The organism is Gemmatimonadaceae bacterium (assembly GCA_036273715.1).
Lineage (GTDB): Bacteria > Gemmatimonadota > Gemmatimonadetes > Gemmatimonadales > Gemmatimonadaceae > JADGGM01.
The window spans coordinates 32,158-49,803 of the sequence record DASUHB010000067.1; the positions used below are offsets into that span (position 1 = coordinate 32,158).

A 17,646-nucleotide genomic window follows, 5' to 3' on the forward strand; every position below is an offset into this window, starting at 1 on the left:
TTGCGGCATGCCGGCGTCCCGCCCTTCCGATCCGATGGCCGTTCGCCTCGCCGTCGTCATCAAGCGCCTGCGGGACCGTCTCCGCGAGACCCGTCCGGACCGCGCCAAGCAGCTGCCGATCTCCCATCTCGCCATCCTCAAGCGGCTGCGTGATGGCGGCCCCGCCACCGCCTCCGCGCTCGCGACTGCCGAGCACGTGAGCCAGCAAGCCATTGCCCAACACGTCGCGGCGCTCGTGCGCGCCGGGCTCGTGCAAACGCGAGAGGATCCTTCCGATGCGCGCAAGCGCGTCATTTCTGTCACGCGCGCCGGGCATCGCCTGTTCGCGTCGGCCGCCGACTCCCGGCATGCATGGCTCACCGAGATCATCGACGCCGAGCTCGGCGCCTCGCACCGGCCGGCGCTCGAACGGGCGATCACGCTGCTGGAGCGACTCGCGGCGGCTGACGATTCGACGATCGCCGCGCGAGGCGCGCGCCGCGGATGAGCGACCCGATCCCGGATCTCGAAACGCCGACCATCGTTGGGCGCGCCGGCGAGCTGGCGCGCACGACCTTCCTCTCGCTGCGCAATCGGAACTTCCGCCTGTACTTCATCGGCCAGATGATCTCCAACACGGGGAACTGGCTGACCAACATCGCCCTCACGCTGCTCATCCTGCACCTCACGCGCAGCGGACTCGACGTCGGGTTGCTCGCCGCCTGCCAGTACGGGCCGATGCTGTTCCTCTCGGCGTGGGGCGGCGCGATTGCCGATCGCGTGGACAAGCGGCGAATGCTATTGGTGACGCAGAGCCTCGAGATGGCGCAATCGACGAGCCTCGCGATCCTGGCATTCATGCCGCATCCGCCGGTGCTCGGCCTGTATGCGTTGGCGCTGGCGGGCGGCACGTTTCTCTCGCTCGACAATCCGCTGCGCCGGTCGTTCGTGAGCGAGATGGTCCGGCCGGAGGACCTGCCTAACGCGGTCGTGCTCTACAGCACCGTCGTCAACGGGTCGCGGATCTTCGGGCCGGCGCTGGCCGGCCTGCTGATCGTGACGATGGGCTACGGCTGGTGCTTCACCGTGGATGCGGCGTCGTACATTGCGGTGCTCGTGTGTCTAGTGAAGATGCGAGAAGACGAGTTGTACCGCACGCCGCGCGGGCGGGTCGGGAAGGGCGCCGTCCGCGAGGGTCTGCGCTACGTGTTCGACACGCCGATTTTGTGGATCAGCTTCGCGATGCTCGCCGTGATCGGCACGCTCTCGTACAACTTCAGCGTCACGCTGCCGATCTTCGTGACGCGCGTGCTGCACGGGTCGGATGAGACCTACACGCTACTCTACTCGGTGTTCAGCGTCGGTGCCGTGGTCTGCTCGCTGTTCATCGCGCATCGCGGATTCGTACGCCTGAGGGACCTCGTGGTGGGCGCCGCTGCGTTAGGCGTGACGATCCTGGCGTTGGCGGCGACGTCGTCCGTCGCGCTGGCGTTGGTGTTGATCTTCGCCGTAGGCATGGCGAGCATCGCCTACATGACGGCGACGACGACCATCGTACAGGTCGAATCGCGCCAGGACATGCACGGACGGGTGTTGGCGTTGCAGGCCGTGCTGATCATCGGGCCGACGGCCGTGGGCGGTCCGCTGCTCGGGTGGTTGGCCGACCTGTTAGGCGGACGCGCGCCGCTCATCCTCGGCGGTATCGCGGCGATCATCGCGGCGGGCATCGGCTATGCCGCGAGCCCTCGCCGGGCTCGCCTTACGCGGGAAGCGCGGTGACGAAGCGCAATGGCATGACGCGCCTGATGATCTCGAAGTCGCGCGCATTTGCCGTGATGAGCGTCGCGCCACGTTCGCGACAGGTTGCCGCGATCAAAAGATCGTTCTGAAACGAGGCGGTGGCGAGGCTCGCCTCGTATCGCTTTCCGCTCCGCAATCGCCGGCGCGCGTCCGCGGTGATGCGCCACGTCGACTCGCCGGGCACGAGCACGCGTTCTCGCGTTCGAAACGGTCGCACGAGCCAACGTTCCCAGGCAGCGGCGTGCTCGGCGCCGCGTGCACCGACTGTCACCTCGTACACGACGATGGCGCTCAGCCACAGCGACTTGAGTTGTCGCTGCTGAAAGTCAGCGAGCGCCAGTCCGAACGCGGGCTCGTTCAACGCCCGGATGTACAGGTTGGTGTCGAGAAGGTACACCTGTGGCGCGTAGGCTTGGTCAGCGGAATGGAGCCCCGATGCTCAGCGTCGCCGGGCGCGCTCGCGGCCGATATGGAAGCCGGAGAAGTCGAGCGCGTTGGGCTCGTCGAACACGTACTGAAAGCCGCCGCGGCCGAACATTGCGTCAGCGCCGGCTCGCACCTCGCGCTCGAGGGCCAACACGTCCAAGGCGATGTCCATCGCACTTGCGATTGCGTCGCGTTCGGTTTTCGCGCCGAGCGCGATGCGCAACTGATCGAGACGGTGCTGATCGAGGTCGAAATTCTTACGGCGCACCATGACTGCGGTCTCCGGGACGCGTGCCGTTTCGGCCGCGGGCGTGGCGGGGTATCGCTTCGTGCGAGCGCGTCCAGCTCCCGGTGTCGTTCCACGCTTCTTGCGAGCGGCCATGGATACCTCAGGATTGATACATAGGATGTGTAGAGAATATATACACGATGCGTATCGTAGGAAGAGGGAGGGACCGCGACCCGGCACGCCTTCGGGGCGTTGAGGCGCCATTCGTCTATGGCCGAGCCCACCTTGACCAGTCGCGTGCCGATCGTGAGACGTGAGGCATGCGTATTGCTCGCCGATGTCACCCGGCCCGCCGTGGATGGACCGCGGTGGGCGCGATGCGTTAGGAGGCGTTGCATGTACGCTGTCGTTCGCGAAACGACCTATCCTTCACACACGGCGCTCGGCGATCGGCCGGAGTTCAAGGCGTTCCAGGACGCACACAGTGCGCAGCCCGGCTATCGCGGCACCGTCGTCACCCACATCGGCAACGGTCGCTACGTCACGGTGACGTTGTGGGAGAAGGCGGAAGACATGCATGCGGCCCGAGAGGCGATCGGACCCGTGGTCGAGCAACTCATCGAGCCGATCATGAGCGCACCGTCGCGTCTCATCGGCACGGGCGAGGTGGCCTTCATGGACATCGGCGCCGACAACGGTAAGGCGGGTTAGGCGATCGCATTGGGCGGTGGCGCGGGCCATCATCGCCGTAATACTATAGTAGGAACAGACGTTCCCCTGACTTCTTGTCGTATAACCGAGCTCGGCAAGTCGGGAATAAACGGCTCAGTGCTCCGGTCTGGATGGAGGACAACGACCTCCATGCTTTCTACCGGAGACGGGCCGATGAGTCATGAACACGATCGCGACGTGCAGGATCGCCTGACGGGCGGCAACTACATCACCACATCGGAGACAGACGATGGCATCGATCGACGCGGCTTCCTGCGCTGCATGGCCTGGGCGGGCACGGCGACCGTCTGGGCCATGGCCGGGGGCGTTCCCAAGTCCTTCCTCGCCAGCCGCATCCCCTTCCTAACGGACGCCGAGCGCGCGAGCATTTTCTTCGCGCAGATCAGCGACAGTCACATCGGGTTCAGCAAGCAAGCGAACAAGGATGTCACGGCAACGCTGCAGCAGGCCGTCGCGCGGGTCAACGCGCTGCCGCAAACGCCGGCGCTGGTCCTGCACACGGGCGACATCACGCAACTCGCCAAACCCGACGAATTCGACACGGCGCACCAGGTCCTGAGCGGCCTCAAAAGCGACCGCGTATTTTACGTGCCTGGCGAACACGATGTCGCCACCGACAACGGCGCGTCGTATCTCGCGCGCTATGGCAAGGGGACGAAGGGCGGTGGATGGTACAGCTTCGATCATACGGGCGTCCACTTCATCGGGCTGGTCAACGTCCTGAATCTCAAAGCGGGCGGTTTAGGAACGCTCGGCGCGGAGCAGTTGGCGTGGCTCAAGAAGGACGTGTCCGGGCTGTCGAGCAGCACACCGATCGTCGTGTTTGCGCATATTCCGTTGTGGACGGTGTATCCGCAGTGGGGATGGGGCACCGACGATTCGGAGCAGGCGCTCGGGCTCGTCAAGCGATTCGGCTCGGTGACGGTGCTCAACGGCCACATTCACCAGATCGTGCAAAAGGTCGAAGGCAACATGGCGTTCCACACGGCGATGTCGACGGCGTTCCCGCAGCCGGCGCCCGGCACCGCGCCGGCGCCCGGCCCGATGACGGTCGACGCCGGTCGCCTAACGAGCGTGTTGGGCATCGCGGATGTGACGTTCGTTCCGGGCCGGTCGCATCTAGCGATCGTGGACGCGACGCTGTCGGGGAAGCCGCCGGCGTTCGACGCGGCGGCGCAGGATGCGGCGCAGCGGCCCGCGGCGCGGCGCGCGCTCGTGCTCGGGCCCGACCAGATCGGCATCGACAACTTCCAGTTCTCGCCGGCCATCCTCACGGTGGCGCGCGGCACGACGGTCACCTGGATCAACAACGATGACGTCCCGCATCTCATCGTGAACGTCGAGCGGCGGTTCAAGCAGTCGCCGGTGCTGGATACGGGGCAGCGCTTCAGCGCGACGCTCGACCGGCCGGGCACCTACAAGTACTTCTGCTCGCTGCATCCCATGATGCAGGGCACGATCGTGGTCCACTAGCGGAGGGTCGCACCGGAGCAATGGCCCAACGGACCGCCGACGGTTTCGAAGCGCGCATCCTGCCGCATCTGGACGACGCGTACACGCTCGCCCGCCACTTGTTAGGCGACGACCACGACGCGCAGGACGCCGTCCAGGATGCGGCCTTGCGAGCGTTCCGGCACTTTGCCGGCTTTCGCGGCGACAACGCGCGCGCCTGGTTTCTGTCGATCGTGCGCAACTGCTGTCACACGCTGCGCGCGGGGCGGGCGGTGGACCGGGCCACCGTTCCGTTCGGCGAACAGCACCTCGCGATCGTGCGCGACACGGATCGCACGGACGCGGCAGCGATCGCCCAGTCCGATCGTGCGTTAGTCACGCAGGCGCTCGCCGAGATGCCGGTGGAGTTTCGCGAGGTGCTGGTGCTGCGGGAAGTGCAGGGTCTGTCGTACGCCGAGATCGGCGACGTCGTCGGCGTGCCGGCGGGGACGGTGATGTCGCGGCTGTCGCGCGGCCGGCGCCGGCTGGCGGAGAAGTTAGGCCTGACGGGCAAGGAGGCAAGCTGATGCAATGCGCTGAGTGCCGGGCCCTCCTCGATGCGTATCTGGACGCCGCGCTGCCCGAGGGCGAGCGGGCGGCGGTGCGCGAGCACCTGGCCGGCTGCGCCGAGTGCTCGCGCGAGCTTGCGGCGCTCGAGCGCGCGTCCTCTCTCGCGCAGGAGCATCTGGTGCACTATCGAGCGCCCGACGTGTTGAAGGCGCGCATCGCGAGCGCGATCGCCGGCGAGCGCGCCGAGCCGGCGGCGGGGCTGTCCTCACCGGCCGCCCGGTCGCGCCGCTGGTGGCCGCTGGTGGCGGCGGGCGTGCTGATCGCGCTGTCGAGCAGCGGCCTAACGTACGCGGTGCTGCGCGGCGCCGGCGGCACGGCGCAGATGGTGGCCGATGAGGTGCTGGCGAGCCACATCCGGTCGCTCATGCCCGGCCATCTGACCGATGTGCAATCGACCAGCGAACACAATGTGAAACCGTGGTTCAACGGCCGGCTCGACCTGTCGCCGGCCGTGCCGACCCTCGATTCGGCCGGCTTTCCGTTAGTCGGCGGCCGGCTCGACTACGTCGATGGCCGCGTCGTCGCCGCGGTGGTGTACGGGCGGCGACAGCACCTGATCAACGTGTACTCGTGGCCGGAGCAGGGGCCTAACGAGGACGAGGCGACCGCGAGTGCGCGCGGCTATCACATGCTGCACTGGCGGTCGAACAACGTCGACTACTGGGTCGTGTCGGATCTCGAGTCGGGCGAGCTGGCGAAGTTCGTGGCGCTGTACAGGCGGACAGAAGGCTGAACAGGCGGACAGAGCCGGAGAAAGAACAGCGACAGGCGGACAGAAGGCGGACCACAGACGGACAGGGCGGGACAAGAACCAAAAAACTTTTCTTGGTGCTCTATCCGTCGTGTCCGTGCTTTGCCCGCTCTTCATGAGCGTAGATGCCCGCTTTGCCTCGGCAGACCGCGCGCTTTACGGCACTTGAATCAGTCGGTCAAATCGGTTGCCGGTGGACGGCTCAACGGAAGCATCTACGCTCATAGAGACACGGACAAAGCGCGGACACAACGGACACGGCAAGACAATAACAAAAGTCTTTTTCTTGTTACTCTGTCCGCCGTGTCCGTGCTTTGTCCGCTCTTCATGAGCGTAGCTGCGGTTCACCAGTCATCGTTTGCGCCGACGGGCTGCGTTGGCGTGGGAGACAGAAAGCCAACCGACGATGCCGCTTGCGAGGGCGAGCGCTGCGCCGGCGAGCATGACGATCTTGAAGCTGTCGACGAACGAGGTGCCGATGGCGTGTTGGACGAGTCGTGATTGGTGGGGATCGAGGCCGTGCGGGACCGTCGCGGCGGCGAGGTCGATGTGTTGGCGCGCGAGGTCGTGTACGGCGGAGGGAGGGAGGTGCAGGGTCGCAACGCGCTGGTCCAGGGCGGGTCCGAATACGCGGCCGGCGATCACCGCCATGAGGGCGAGTCCCAGGACACCGGCGGAGCGTGCGACGGCGTTGTTGACGCCCGAGGCGACGCCGACGTTCCCGGCGGGTACGGCATTCATGACGCTCGTGGTCAACGGCGCGACAGTTAGGCCGAGTCCGATGCCTAACACGGCGGCCGCCGGAAAGAACGTGCCCCAGTAGGATCCGCCGATGGATGGCCGCGCGAACAGCGCGAAGCCGGCCGCGACCACGGCGGGACCGATTCCCAGGAGCAGCGCGGCGCCGCAGCGCTCGAGGAGTGCGCCGGCCTGCTGCGACAGGAGGAACACCAGCACGGTCGTCGGCACCAGCGCCGCGCCGGCGGCTGTCGGCGAATAGCCCTGCACCTGAATCAGGTCGAACGGAACGAAGTACAGTGCGCCGCTCAAGGCGCCGTACAGCAGGAGCGTCAGCGCATTCGTTCCCGCGAACACGCGGTCGGTGAAAAGCGAGAGGGGAACCATGGGCGCGCGGCTGCGCCATTCGATCGCCAGGAATGCGGCGAGCACGATGGCCCCGCCTAACAGCGACCCCCACACCAGCGGGTGGTGCGCGCCGAGCCGCGGCATCTCGAGGGCGCCGGTGACGATGCCGGCGAGGCCGATGGTGGCAGTCGCGGAACCCGGCCAGTCGAGCGCGCCGCGCGAGGCGTCGCGCGTTTCGGGGACGTGCATGGCGGACAGGATGATCACGAGCACGGCCAGCGGCGGATTGATGAAGAACACCCAGCGCCACGAGACGTGCTGCACGAGCCAGCCGCCTAACACGGGGCCGGCGGCGGGTGCGATGGCGGTGAAGGCGGACCAGTTCCCGATCGCTCGCGCGCGGGCGTGTCCCTCGAAGCACGCGCCGAGGATGGCGAGGCTCCCGGGAATGAGGAGCGCCGCGCCGACCCCTTGAATCGCGCGGGCGATGACGAGCCAGGCGACGCCGGTGGCGAATCCACACGCCAGCGACGCGGCGCCGAAGATCGCCGTCCCTACGACATAAATTTTCCGGCGGCCGAGTTTGTCGCCTAACGCACCGCCGATGAGGAGGCAGCCCGCGAGCACCAGCGCGAACGACTCGACCATCCACTGCGCTTCGTCGCCGGTCGCGTGCAGCTGGCGTTGCATCACCGGGAGCGCGACGTTGACCACGGTCGTGTCGATGAACGCGATGCTGGAGCCGAGGATGGTCGTGGCGACGATCCAGCCGCCGTGCGCGCCGGATGCGGGCGCCCTCCGTCCGCCGGCCGCGCGGGCGCGCCGCGCGGCCGCGGTGTCGTGCGCCGTCATTGCCTAACGGGACGCCGCGCCGGCGGCCTTGACCCGCGGACGCCGGCGCCGCTCCGGGAAATGCCGATCGAGAAACCGAAGCATGGCGCGCTCTTCCGGATAATGGCCGCCCGCCGTCTTGCCGCGCGCTCGGGGCAGAATCGTGTCGCCGTGGTCCATGTAGCGCGCGAGGACGATCGGGTGGATGTAGCTCGAGCGGCAGATGGCCGGCGTGTTGCCCAGTTCGGCCGCCACGAGCCGGATGGCCAGCACGACGTTCTTCTTCGCTTCGCGCGCGCTGCCCGCCGGGCCGAGGTCCGACAGCACCATTGCCGTCCGCAGCGTGCCGCCCCAGGTGCGAAAGTCCTTGGCTGTGTACCGGGCCGGCGTGAGGCGGCGCACGTAGTCGTTGACTTCGCGCTGCGTGAGGTTGTGCCAGACGCCGTCGGCGATGTATCGAAAGAGACGCGTGCCCGGCGTCTCGAGCAGCGCGCGCACCAGCGCGGCTAATGCCCGATCGACCACCACCCGACGCTGCTCCTTGTTGGACTTGCCGCGGAAGGCGAACGCGATCGCGTTCCCGTCGACCTGGACATGGCGCTTGTTGAGCGTCGTGATGCCGAACGTATGATTCTCGCGCGTGTAGCGCTCGTTGCCCGGCCGGAAGAATCCCTTGCTGATGAGCCGCACGACGCCGGCCGCCACCCGGTCGCGCGTCAGCTCGCGGCCGCTGCCTAACTGAGTGTACAGCGCGTCGCGGATCATCGGCAGGTCGTGCGCCAGTCGCCGGAGCCGATGGTACTTCCGCTGCTCCCGCTTCGCGACCGCGCGCTCGTGGTACCGGTATTGCTTGCGTCCCTTGACATCGAACCCCCACGCCTGGATCGCGGCGCGCGGACTCGCAGCGATGTGGACGTCGCGCCAGGCGGGCGGCACCCGCAACGCGTCGATCCGCGCGAGCTGCTTGCGGTCGCGGACCACGCGTCCCTGCGCATCCTCGTACCGAAAGCCCGTCGACGTCCCGCCGCGCCGCTTGATCCACTCACCCGTCATGTCCAGGCTCCCGTGGCAAGAAGCAGTCCTCGTGGACTGGCAGGCTTCGGTGACGCCGTGCATTCGCAATGGCGTCTGCCCGGCCATCGCTTACGTCCGCATCTTCCTGGATCCGCACGGCGGAGGCCGCGTGCGGCGAGACCGCGGGCGCCGTGCTCGTGTTAGGCGACGCGATCGATGCGACGGGGACGCGCATCCCGCTGGACCGCGTTGTACCGCTGTGCCGAGGGCGACGTCGTGGTCGTTGCGTCGCGTCCGGAGCTCTTCGGATGGGCGCGCGCGCTTTCGCCCAACGCTGGGCGCGCCATCTATCCGGGCTAGAAGTGCGTTGTTCGGCCCGGGATCGCTGGCTTGCTGTCGACGTGGCTCATCGAGCGAACACGACGTCCTGCCGCGAGAGCAGGCGTCCGTTCGCCGCTCGGACCTCGAGTGCCGCTCGACCCGTATCCGCCTCGGCGACGAGAAAATCGTAGGTCTCGCCGATCGACACCGGCTGTCGCGCGTCCACGCGAACGCGACGAGCGGCATTGACCGGATACGCGTCCTTCGCGATCGGAATCCATTGCAGATCACTGCCGGTGCTCGGTCCGCTCGTTCTCACGAGCTCGTACCGTATGAGGGGATTTCCAACCGTGATGTTCATCAACCGGAAGCGGTACGCCACATGCGCCCGCAGTTGGATTGGTGTCGACGTCTCGCCCGCATTGAGCATGACCGTTCCGTCCGGACGATTCCCGATGATGAACACGCGGTCGCGATCGGGATTCCAAGCTGCGCCGGAATCGAGCACGATGAGCGGGCCATACAAGCCACGCATTTGCTGGTACATCGCGTTGAGATGCGTGTGGTACATGTAGCTGCCGGGGCGCCGTGGCGTCACGAGCACAGGAAAGGAATCGCCGGGCTCGACCGGCGGCTCCATCGCCCCCGGCATGCCGCTCATGCCCACCACGCCATCGGCGCCGGACTCGACTTCCAGCCCGTGCCAATGGATTTGCGTCGCCTGCGCGCTGTGATTGACGATCCAGATCCGCGTCGGCTCGCCGCGACGCAGAATGATGGCAGGACCGAGCACCGCGCTCGAATCGATGTCGCCGTGACCCGCATCGACGACGTACTCGAATTTGCCCGTCGTGTCGCCTAACGGAGCACCGGACTCGACGACCAACCGTACCGTGCGCCGCTCCCCCTGGTACGGATGCCAGCCGGCGGGCGCGCGGATCCTGATCCCGAGCACGAGGCCGCCCATGTCCATGCCTTCGCGCGAGCCGCCGTCGGTTCGACCCGGCGGATAGCCGTTCAACTCGTGTTGCAGGCGCTGGTTCGGCGGCTCCACGGCAGGCGGCAGCGAGGGGTTGTCCACGACGTGAAAATTGATGTGGCAGTGAAAGATCCATCCGCCCGGTCGATCGGCCAGCCACGCCACGTCCATGGTCCTGCCGGCGTGAAGATTTTCGGTGACCTCTTCGCGTTGTTGGTCGGACCAGTACACGGTGTCGCGAGCGAGGTCGCCGTGAGCGTTGATGCGAAAGAAGAAGCCGTGCAAGTGGAACGGATGCGGCTCGTCGCTGGCGTTGATCACGCGCCAGCGGATGGAGTCGCCCATGTTGTACGTTAGGCGTTCGGTGAACGGCCACGGCCGGCCGTTGATCGTGTAGATCCCATCGACATCCCTGGGGTTCGAGTCGCTGGTTTGCGATTCCCGCTCAATGACGAACACGCGATCGCGGCCGGCAGCGGCGCCGGGCGGGTCGACGATGAATGCGCCGTTGAGATGCTCATCATCCCGCCACCGGGTCCCGAACGACTCGCCATGGGTGGCGCCCCAGTAGTAGTACGTGCCTGGGGCGTCGGCCACGAAACGGGCGGTGCCGATTGCGTTAGGCGCGATGACCAGCGAGTCGAGCGGCGTCCGGCGGCGGGCGGACAGCCCGCGCACCACGAGCTCGGCCCCGGTGCGATTCTCGATCCGCGCCACGACGTGCGTGCCGAGCGGCACCCGGAGCATGGGCCCCGGATCCTCGAGCGCCTTTCCGGTTTCGCCGAACGCAAGGATCTGAATGCCGCGGCCCGCTGGCCCGTACGGGCGCCACTCGCCGGACTCGGCGACCAGGGAAACGGACTCGGTGCCGTCGGTTAGGCTGCCGGCAGGCGTCCGGCCGTCGTTGAATTCGATGGGCGGCGGATCGGGACGGGAAAGTTTCGTGGCCGCGGCGCCCAGGCCCAGGAAGACCAGGATCACGCCGGCAGACTGTCGCATTGCAGATGTCACGGGGGGGTGAGGAAGGAGGGGTGCTGCACGCCGCTCTATAGTGAGACGAAAGTTCCCGATTGTCAAATCGTTCTAACGTTTGGTCTTCGGCGAAGGGCAACGCGTCTCGCGCAAGATGTCCATTTCGGCATCGCTCGAACGTCGCTATTCAGACGGCGCGTCACTACTTCGTCCGTCGCCAAGCGATCGCCGATCGCCTGCGGCAACGTCCGATTCTTGTAAGAACCACATCGATCGAACGAGAAATTTCGCGGCGATGGAACCGCGCGAGCCTGAGCGCCGTTTGGGACATCAACGTATATCGCCTTCAGGACTACCGAGTATGCAGAATCGAACCGACTCTCAATTGCCAAACGAATCGCAGACCCCGCGCTCGCGCCGCACGTGGATCATCGCCGGTACGGCAGTCGCGATTCTCGCGACGCTCGCCGCGGGACGTGCGATCAGCGGCCACGACGCTCAACCGCAGGGACCGCCGCCTGCGCCACCGGTCACCGTTGCCGCAGCCATTGGGCGATCGGTCACCGATTGGGATGAGTTCACAGGCCATCTCGAATCGGTCGACATGGTGGACGTGCGCCCGCGCGTCTCCGGGTACGTCGAGCGCGTCGCGTTCACGGAGGGCGCCATGGTGAACAAGGGCGACGTGCTGTTCGTCATCGATCCTCGGCCCTACGAAGCCGAGGTGGAAAAGGCGAAAGCGGATCTCGCGCAAGCCGAGACGCGGCGCACGCTCGCGCAATCGGAGGTGGCGCGCGCCAAGCACTTGCTCGCGGCGCAAGCGATCTCGCGTCAGGACTACGACACGCGCACGAGCGCGAGCGCCGAGGGCGACGCCGCGGTGCAGGCCGCGCAGGCTGCACTGACCACGGCGCAGCTCAACCTCGAGTGGACGACGGTCCGGGCGCCGATCACCGGCCGCGTCGGCCGCGCGCAGGTGACGCCGGGGAATCTGGTCCAGGCGGGTGCGGCTAACGCAACGCCGCTGACGACGGTGGTGTCGCTCGACCCGATCTACGTCTACTTCGACGGCGATGAGCAGACGTATCTGAAGGACCTCGGCCTCTCGCCGTCGTCGGGCGCGCACGCGGCCCAACAGAAGACGCAGCGTGTGGTGTACATGGGCCTGGCCGACGAGACCGGGTATCCGCACGAAGGGCACATCGACTTCGTCGACAACGCACTGGACCCGGTGGCCGGCACCATCCGCGCGCGCGCGGTGTTCGCCAACCACGACCACCGCCTAACGCCGGGTTTGTTCGCCCGCATCAAGCTCATCGGCAGCAGGAGCTACGACGCGACGCTCATCCGCGACGACGCGGTGGGCACGGATCAGGATCGGAAATTCGTGTTCGTGCTCAAGCCCGACAACACGGTGGATTACCGCGCCATCACGCTCGGCCCCATGGATGATGGGCTGCGTGTGGTGAAGCAGGGTCTCAAGCCCGGTGAGCGGGTGGTCGTCAACGGACTGCAGCGTGTGCGGCCGGGCGCCAAGGTCACGCCGACAGTCGTGCCCATGACGCCGCCGTCCGACTCGCAGCCGTCCGTCGCATCGGCGCATTAGGCTCGCCGCAACTTCGCAACCGTTCGAGTATCACGGAGTCCAGTATGCGCTTTTCGCGCTTTTTCATAGATCGCCCGATTTTCGCCGCCGTGTTGTCGATTGTCATTCTGGTGGCGGGATTGATCGCGATATTCACGCTGCCGGTGAGCGAGTATCCGGAGGTGGTGCCGCCGACGATTGCGGTGCGCGCCGTGTACCCCGGGGCCAACCCCACCGTGCTCGCGCAGACGGTCGGCACGCCGCTCGAGGAGAGCATCAACGGCGTCGACAACATGCTGTACATGTCGTCGCAGGCCACTGCGGACGGCGTGCTCAATCTCACGGTCACGTTCAAGATCGGGACGAACGTCGACATGGCGCAGGTGCAGGTGCAGAACCGCGTCAATCAGGCGCTGCCGCGGCTGCCGGACGAGGTCCGCCAGTTGGGCGTGACGACGCAGAAGCAGTCGCCGGATCTGACGATGGTGGTGCACCTCATATCGCCTAACGGGCGATACGATCCGGTCTATCTGCGCAATTACGCGACGCTCCAGGTGAAGGATCAGCTGCAGCGCATTCCGGGCGCCGGCCAGGTGATCGTGTTCGGCTCGGGCGACTACGCTATGCGCGTGTGGCTCGACCCGCAGAAGGTGGCGGCACACGATCTGTCGGCCGGCGACGTGGTGAACGCCATCCGCGAGCAGAATCTGCAGGTGGCGGCCGGCGTCGTTGGCGCGCCGCCGATGCCGACGCCGGTGGCCTATCAGCTGACGGTGAATGCCCGCGGCCGGTTGGTGAACGAGAAAGAATTCGGCGACATCATCGTGAAGACCGGCGCCGATGGCGAGATCACGCGCCTGCGCGACGTCGCTCGTATTCAGCTGGCGGCCGGCGACTACGGCTTGCAGTCGCTGCTCAACAACAAGAACGCGGTGGCCATCGCGATCTTCCAGCAGCCGGGCTCGAATGCGCTCGCGCTGTCGCACGACGTGCGCGCGACGATGGCGGAGCTCAAGAACAACTTCCCGCAGGGCGTGGACTATTCGATCGTCTATGACCCGACGGTGTTCGTGCACGACTCGATCAACGAAGTGGTCAAGACGCTGCTCGAGGCGACGCTGCTCGTCGTGATCGTGGTCGTGGTGTTCCTGCAGACGTGGCGCGCGTCGATCATTCCGCTGGCGTCGGTGCCGATCTCGATCGTCGGCACGTTCGCGATCATGCTCGCGTCGGGCTTCTCGATCAACACGCTGTCGCTGTTCGGGCTGGTCCTCGCGATCGGCATCGTGGTCGACGACGCGATCGTCGTCGTCGAAAACGTGGAGCGGCACATCGAGCTGGGCCTGTCGCCGCGCGAAGCGAGCCACAAGGCCATGGACGAGGTGAGCCGGCCGATCGTCGCGATTGCCCTGGTGCTGTGCGCCGTGTTCGTGCCGGTGGCGTTCATCAGCGGCCTAACCGGTCAGTTCTACAAGCAGTTCGCGCTCACCATCGCGTTCTCGACGCTCATCTCGGCGTTCAACTCGCTGACGTTGTCGCCGGCCCTGTCGGCGATTCTGCTCAAGCCGCACGGCGCGGAGCCCGACCGGCTGACGCGCGTGCTCGAGAAGTTGTTGGGCTGGGTGTTCCATCCGTTCAACCGCGCGTTCAAGAGCGGGTCGAACAAGTACGGACGCGCGGTGGGCAAGTTGATCGGCAAGAGCGCGGTGGCGCTCGCGGTCTACGCGGGGCTCATCGTGATCACGTTGATCGGGTTCAAGCGGGTGCCGCCGGGCTTCGTCCCCACGCAGGACAAGCAGTACCTGGTGGCGTACGCGCAGCTGCCGGACGCGGCGTCACTGGACCGTACCGAGGACGTGATCAAGCGGCTGTCGGCCATTGCGGCGAAGCAGCCCGGCGTGGATGCCACGGTGGCCTTTCCGGGCCTCTCGATCAACGGGTTCGTGAACAAGCCTAACGCAGGCACGGTGTTCATCGGCCTCAAGCCGTTCGAGGAGCGCAAGAGCAAGGACGAGAGCGGCCCGGCGATCGTCGCGGCGCTCAACCAGAAGTTTTTCTCGATTCAGGACGCCTTCATTGCGGTCTTCCCGCCGCCGGCCGTCAACGGCCTGGGCTCGGTGGGCGGATTCAAGTTGGAGCTCGAGGACCGCGCAGGGCTGGGGCAGGAAGCGTTGTACAAAGCCGCGCAGGAGTTGTCGGCCAAGGCAAACCAGACGGGCAAGTTCTCGGGTGTGTACACGAGTTACCAGATCAACGTGCCGCAGTTGTTCGCGGACGTCGATCGCGACCGGGTGAAGCAGCAGGGCGTGGAGCTGAGCGATCTGTTCCAGACGTTGCAAATCTATCTGGGCTCGGTGTACGTCAACGACTTCAACCGGTTCGGCCGGACGTACCAGGTGATGGCCCAGGCCGATGCGCCGTATCGCGCGACCGCCGAGGACATCGCGCAGCTCAAGGTGAAGAACAACAAGGGCGACATGGTGCCGTTAGGCTCACTGATCGACGTGAAGCCGTCGTTCGGACCGGACCAGGTGATGCACTACAACGCGTATCCGTCGGCCGACATCAACGGCGGCCCGGCGCCCGGCGTCAGCTCGGGGCAGGCCGTGGCGACGATGGAGCAGCTGGCGCAGGAGACGCTGCCTAACGGGATCGGCTACGAATGGACCGAGCTCACGTACCAGCAGATCCTGGCCGGCAACACCGCGCTGCTCGTGTTCCCGTTGTGCGTGCTGCTCGCGTTCCTGGTGCTCGCCGCGCAGTACGAGAGTTGGTCGCTGCCCTTCGTGGTCATTCTCATCGTGCCGATGTGCCTCTTCTCGGCCATCATGGGCGTGTGGCTGAGCCACGGGGACAACAACGTGTTCACGCAGATCGGCCTGTTGGTGCTCGTGGGCCTCGCCTGCAAGAACGCGATTCTGATCGTGGAATTTGCGCGTGATCTCGAGCTGCAAGGCCACGATCCGGTACACGCGGCGCTCGAGGCGTGCCGGATCCGGCTGCGGCCCATTCTCATGACGTCGTTCGCGTTCATCATGGGCGTCGTACCGCTCGTGGTGGCCTTCGGCGCCGGCGCGGAGATGCGTCACGCCATGGGCGTCGCCGTGTTCTCCGGGATGCTCGGCGTCACGTTCTTCGGACTCTTGCTGACTCCGGTGTTTTATGTGGTCGTCCGTGGATTGGTTCACAAGCGCGCGCAGGCATCGGCCGCGCGCCCGTCGGAATATCAGCCGCTCGTTGGACACGGCTCGCTCGCCGCGCGCGGCGAAGGGGGCGACTGATGCGTAGCATGGCATGGATGCCGCTGGGCCTGGCGGCGCTGGTCGCGGCGTGCGTGAGCTCGCCTAACTATCAGCCGCCGACGGTGGTGGTGGCGCCGGCGTTCCAGGCGCTCTCCGATACGAGCGCGCGCCGCGTGGCAACGACCACCGGCGCGAGCGCGGCCGACTCGGTCGCGCCGTCGCCGGTGGCGCTGCCCGATTCGTTCTCGTCTGCAACGTCGGATGAGGCGCTCGCGGTCGATTCGACGCTCGACACGATGCGCGTGGCGGCGCTGGCGCCGGGCACGAGCGTGAGCGGCGAGGCGCCCGACAGCGCGTTCTGGTCCGGGTTAGGCGACAGCACGCTCACCGGATTGGTGCGCGAAGCGCTGCGCGCGAGTCCCGACGTGCGCGCGGCGCGGTCGCGCTTCTTCGAGGCGCGATCGCAACGGCGGATGGCGTCCCTCGATCTCGTGCCGACGATCACGGCCACGGCGAGCGTCGCCCGGCAACAGCTCTCGGCGGCGCAGTTTCCCGGCACCGTGGGCGCGCTGCCGCGGCAGGATCTGTGGGATGGCGGCGTGGATGCATCCTGGGAGCTGGACGTGTTCGGGCGCGTGAGCCACAACGTGCGGGCGGGCCGGGCGTTCGAGGAGTCGGCGGACGAGCAGGTCCGCGATGCCCAACTCAGTTTGGCCGCCGAAGTCGCGCGGACGTACTTCGAGCTGCTCGGGGCGCAGAGCGAGCTCGCGGTCGCGGAGCGGAATGCCGACAATCAGCGCCGTACCATGAAATTGACGGAACAGCGGTTGTCGGCGGGGAGCGGGACGGCGTTCGACGTCGAGCGCGCCCGCGCCGAGCTGAGCCTGACGCTGGCGCAGACGCCGACGATCGAGGCGCGGATCGCCGCGAGCCGCAACCAGCTGGCGGTGTTGTTGGGCCGGACGCCGGAATCGCTGCCTGCCAGCCTGCTGAGCCCGGGCCCGCTGCCCTCGCTGCCTAACGTCGTCAAGGTGGGATCGCCGGCCGACCTGGTGAAGCGGCGTCCCGATGTTCGGAGCGCCGAGCGGCAGCTGGCGGCGCAGACGATGTTGATCGGCGCGGCGCAGGCCGACTACCTGCCGCGGATTTCGCTGGCCGCGAGCGCCGGCTACACGGCGCCGACGTTCAATGCGTTAGGCAACACCGGCACGCCGCGATTTTTCGTCGGCCCCGTGCTCAGCTGGCCCTTCCTCGACATGGGCCGCGTGAAAACGCGCGTCGACATCGCCCAGGCGCAGGCCGATCAAGCCAAGGCCCTATACACCTCAGCGGTGCTGGGCGCAATTGGTGAGACGGAAAGCGCCATCGTGAGCTACGATCGCTCGCGCGCGCGCCTGTCCAGCCTGAGCGAGGCGGTGCGCGCCAGCACACACGCGCTCCAGCTGGCGCAGCTCCGCTACGAAGCAGGGGAAACGGATTTCCTGCAGGTGCTCGATGCCCAACGCACGTTGCTGAGCGCGGAGAGCGAGCTGGCCGTTGGGCGCACGTCCGCCGTCACCGCGCTCGTCGCGCTGTACAAAGCGGTCGGCGGGGCCTGGCCCGCCGGCAGATGACCCGGCGATGAAACAGGGCGGCCGG

14 protein-coding genes are annotated in these 17,646 nt (G+C 66.9%); 9 read left to right on the forward strand and 5 right to left on the reverse strand.

Annotated elements, in window-relative coordinates; translation table 11 throughout:
* Positions 1-34 precede the first annotated feature (34 nt).
* Both VFW04_15365 and VFW04_15370 read left to right on the forward strand, forming a co-directional pair.
* Positions 35-487, forward strand: a complete 453-nt coding sequence (locus tag VFW04_15365) for a MarR family transcriptional regulator (GenBank protein HEX5180714.1) — start codon at positions 35-37, stop codon at positions 485-487.
* Positions 484-1,758, forward strand: coding sequence for an MFS transporter (locus VFW04_15370; protein HEX5180715.1), 1,275 nt, complete (start codon positions 484-486; stop codon positions 1,756-1,758). The genes VFW04_15365 and VFW04_15370 overlap by 4 nt, the downstream gene beginning before the upstream one ends.
* On the opposite strand, the gene VFW04_15375 is transcribed toward VFW04_15370, so the two are convergent.
* Together VFW04_15375 and VFW04_15380 are read right to left on the reverse strand one after the other, a co-directional pair.
* Entirely contained in the window at positions 1,739-2,176 is a 438-nt protein-coding gene (locus tag VFW04_15375) for a type II toxin-antitoxin system VapC family toxin (GenBank protein HEX5180716.1), read from the reverse strand. The genes VFW04_15370 and VFW04_15375 overlap by 20 nt on opposite strands.
* Positions 2,177-2,218: 42 nt before the next feature.
* The gene (locus tag VFW04_15380; GenBank protein HEX5180717.1) at positions 2,219-2,476 is read right to left on the reverse strand and encodes a hypothetical protein; all 258 of its coding nucleotides are present in this window, start codon (positions 2,474-2,476) and stop codon (positions 2,219-2,221) included.
* A 354-nt stretch (positions 2,477-2,830) separates the two neighbouring features.
* Here VFW04_15380 and VFW04_15385 point away from each other — a divergent pair, with 354 nt between their 5' ends.
* The 4 genes from VFW04_15385 (at position 2,831) to VFW04_15400 (ending at position 5,960) form a co-directional block, all read left to right on the forward strand.
* Positions 2,831-3,145, forward strand: coding sequence for a hypothetical protein (locus VFW04_15385; protein ID HEX5180718.1), 315 nt, complete (start codon positions 2,831-2,833; stop codon positions 3,143-3,145).
* A 174-nt stretch (positions 3,146-3,319) separates the two neighbouring features.
* Complete coding sequence (locus tag VFW04_15390; protein ID HEX5180719.1) at positions 3,320-4,639, forward strand: plastocyanin/azurin family copper-binding protein; 1,320 nt, start codon at positions 3,320-3,322, stop codon at positions 4,637-4,639.
* 20 nt (positions 4,640-4,659) lie between these two features.
* A complete protein-coding gene (locus tag VFW04_15395) occupies positions 4,660-5,184 on the forward strand; it encodes a sigma-70 family RNA polymerase sigma factor (GenBank protein ID HEX5180720.1) in 525 nt (174 codons plus the stop codon).
* Positions 5,184-5,960: an anti-sigma factor gene (locus VFW04_15400; GenBank protein HEX5180721.1), complete on the forward strand. Its 777-nt coding sequence runs from the start codon at positions 5,184-5,186 to the stop codon at positions 5,958-5,960. Before VFW04_15395 ends, VFW04_15400 begins: the two co-directional genes overlap by 1 nt.
* A 369-nt stretch (positions 5,961-6,329) precedes the next feature.
* On the opposite strand, the gene VFW04_15405 is transcribed toward VFW04_15400, so the two are convergent.
* The 3 genes from VFW04_15405 to VFW04_15415 form a co-directional block, all read right to left on the reverse strand.
* Positions 6,330-7,916 (reverse strand): MFS transporter, encoded by a 1,587-nt coding sequence (locus VFW04_15405; GenBank protein ID HEX5180722.1) that lies wholly within the window; start codon positions 7,914-7,916, stop codon positions 6,330-6,332.
* A 3-nt stretch (positions 7,917-7,919) separates the two neighbouring features.
* Complete coding sequence (locus tag VFW04_15410) at positions 7,920-8,948, reverse strand: hypothetical protein (protein ID HEX5180723.1); 1,029 nt, start codon at positions 8,946-8,948, stop codon at positions 7,920-7,922.
* Positions 8,949-9,315: 367 nt separating this feature from the next.
* On the reverse strand, positions 9,316-11,208 hold the full coding sequence (locus VFW04_15415) for a multicopper oxidase domain-containing protein (GenBank protein ID HEX5180724.1): 1,893 nt from the start codon (positions 11,206-11,208) through the stop codon (positions 9,316-9,318).
* Positions 11,209-11,542: 334 nt separating this feature from the next.
* Between VFW04_15415 and cwsA the strand changes: the two genes are divergently transcribed.
* The 3 genes from cwsA to VFW04_15430 are packed head-to-tail and all read left to right on the forward strand — an operon-like array spanning position 11,543 to position 17,621.
* Positions 11,543-12,787: a cell wall synthesis protein CwsA gene (gene cwsA, locus VFW04_15420; GenBank protein ID HEX5180725.1), complete on the forward strand. Its 1,245-nt coding sequence runs from the start codon at positions 11,543-11,545 to the stop codon at positions 12,785-12,787.
* Positions 12,788-12,831: 44 nt separating this feature from the next.
* Positions 12,832-16,047, forward strand: coding sequence for an efflux RND transporter permease subunit (locus VFW04_15425; protein ID HEX5180726.1), 3,216 nt, complete (start codon positions 12,832-12,834; stop codon positions 16,045-16,047).
* Positions 16,047-17,621, forward strand: coding sequence for a TolC family protein (locus tag VFW04_15430; GenBank protein HEX5180727.1), 1,575 nt, complete (start codon positions 16,047-16,049; stop codon positions 17,619-17,621). The genes VFW04_15425 and VFW04_15430 overlap by 1 nt, the downstream gene beginning before the upstream one ends.
* The last annotated feature ends 25 nt before the right edge of the window (positions 17,622-17,646 follow it).

Excerpts from the sequence above, each read along its gene's own strand:
- VFW04_15365 (HEX5180714.1), top strand. The coding sequence starts at position 35 with ATGGCCGTTCGCCTCGCCGTCGTCATCAAGCGCCTGCGGGACCGTCTC.
- VFW04_15370 (HEX5180715.1), top strand. The coding sequence starts at position 484 with ATGAGCGACCCGATCCCGGATCTCGAAACGCCGACCATCGTTGGGCGC.
- VFW04_15380 (HEX5180717.1), bottom strand. The coding sequence starts at position 2,476 with ATGGTGCGCCGTAAGAATTTCGACCTCGATCAGCACCGTCTCGATCAG.
- VFW04_15385 (HEX5180718.1), top strand. The coding sequence starts at position 2,831 with ATGTACGCTGTCGTTCGCGAAACGACCTATCCTTCACACACGGCGCTC.
- VFW04_15390 (HEX5180719.1), top strand. The coding sequence starts at position 3,320 with ATGAGTCATGAACACGATCGCGACGTGCAGGATCGCCTGACGGGCGGC.
- VFW04_15395 (HEX5180720.1), top strand. The coding sequence starts at position 4,660 with ATGGCCCAACGGACCGCCGACGGTTTCGAAGCGCGCATCCTGCCGCAT.
- VFW04_15400 (HEX5180721.1), top strand. The coding sequence starts at position 5,184 with ATGCAATGCGCTGAGTGCCGGGCCCTCCTCGATGCGTATCTGGACGCC.
- VFW04_15405 (HEX5180722.1), bottom strand. The coding sequence starts at position 7,916 with ATGACGGCGCACGACACCGCGGCCGCGCGGCGCGCCCGCGCGGCCGGC.
- VFW04_15410 (HEX5180723.1), bottom strand. The coding sequence starts at position 8,948 with ATGACGGGTGAGTGGATCAAGCGGCGCGGCGGGACGTCGACGGGCTTT.
- VFW04_15415 (HEX5180724.1), bottom strand. The coding sequence starts at position 11,208 with ATGCGACAGTCTGCCGGCGTGATCCTGGTCTTCCTGGGCCTGGGCGCC.
- cwsA (HEX5180725.1), top strand. The coding sequence starts at position 11,543 with ATGCAGAATCGAACCGACTCTCAATTGCCAAACGAATCGCAGACCCCG.
- VFW04_15425 (HEX5180726.1), top strand. The coding sequence starts at position 12,832 with ATGCGCTTTTCGCGCTTTTTCATAGATCGCCCGATTTTCGCCGCCGTG.
- VFW04_15430 (HEX5180727.1), top strand. The coding sequence starts at position 16,047 with ATGCGTAGCATGGCATGGATGCCGCTGGGCCTGGCGGCGCTGGTCGCG.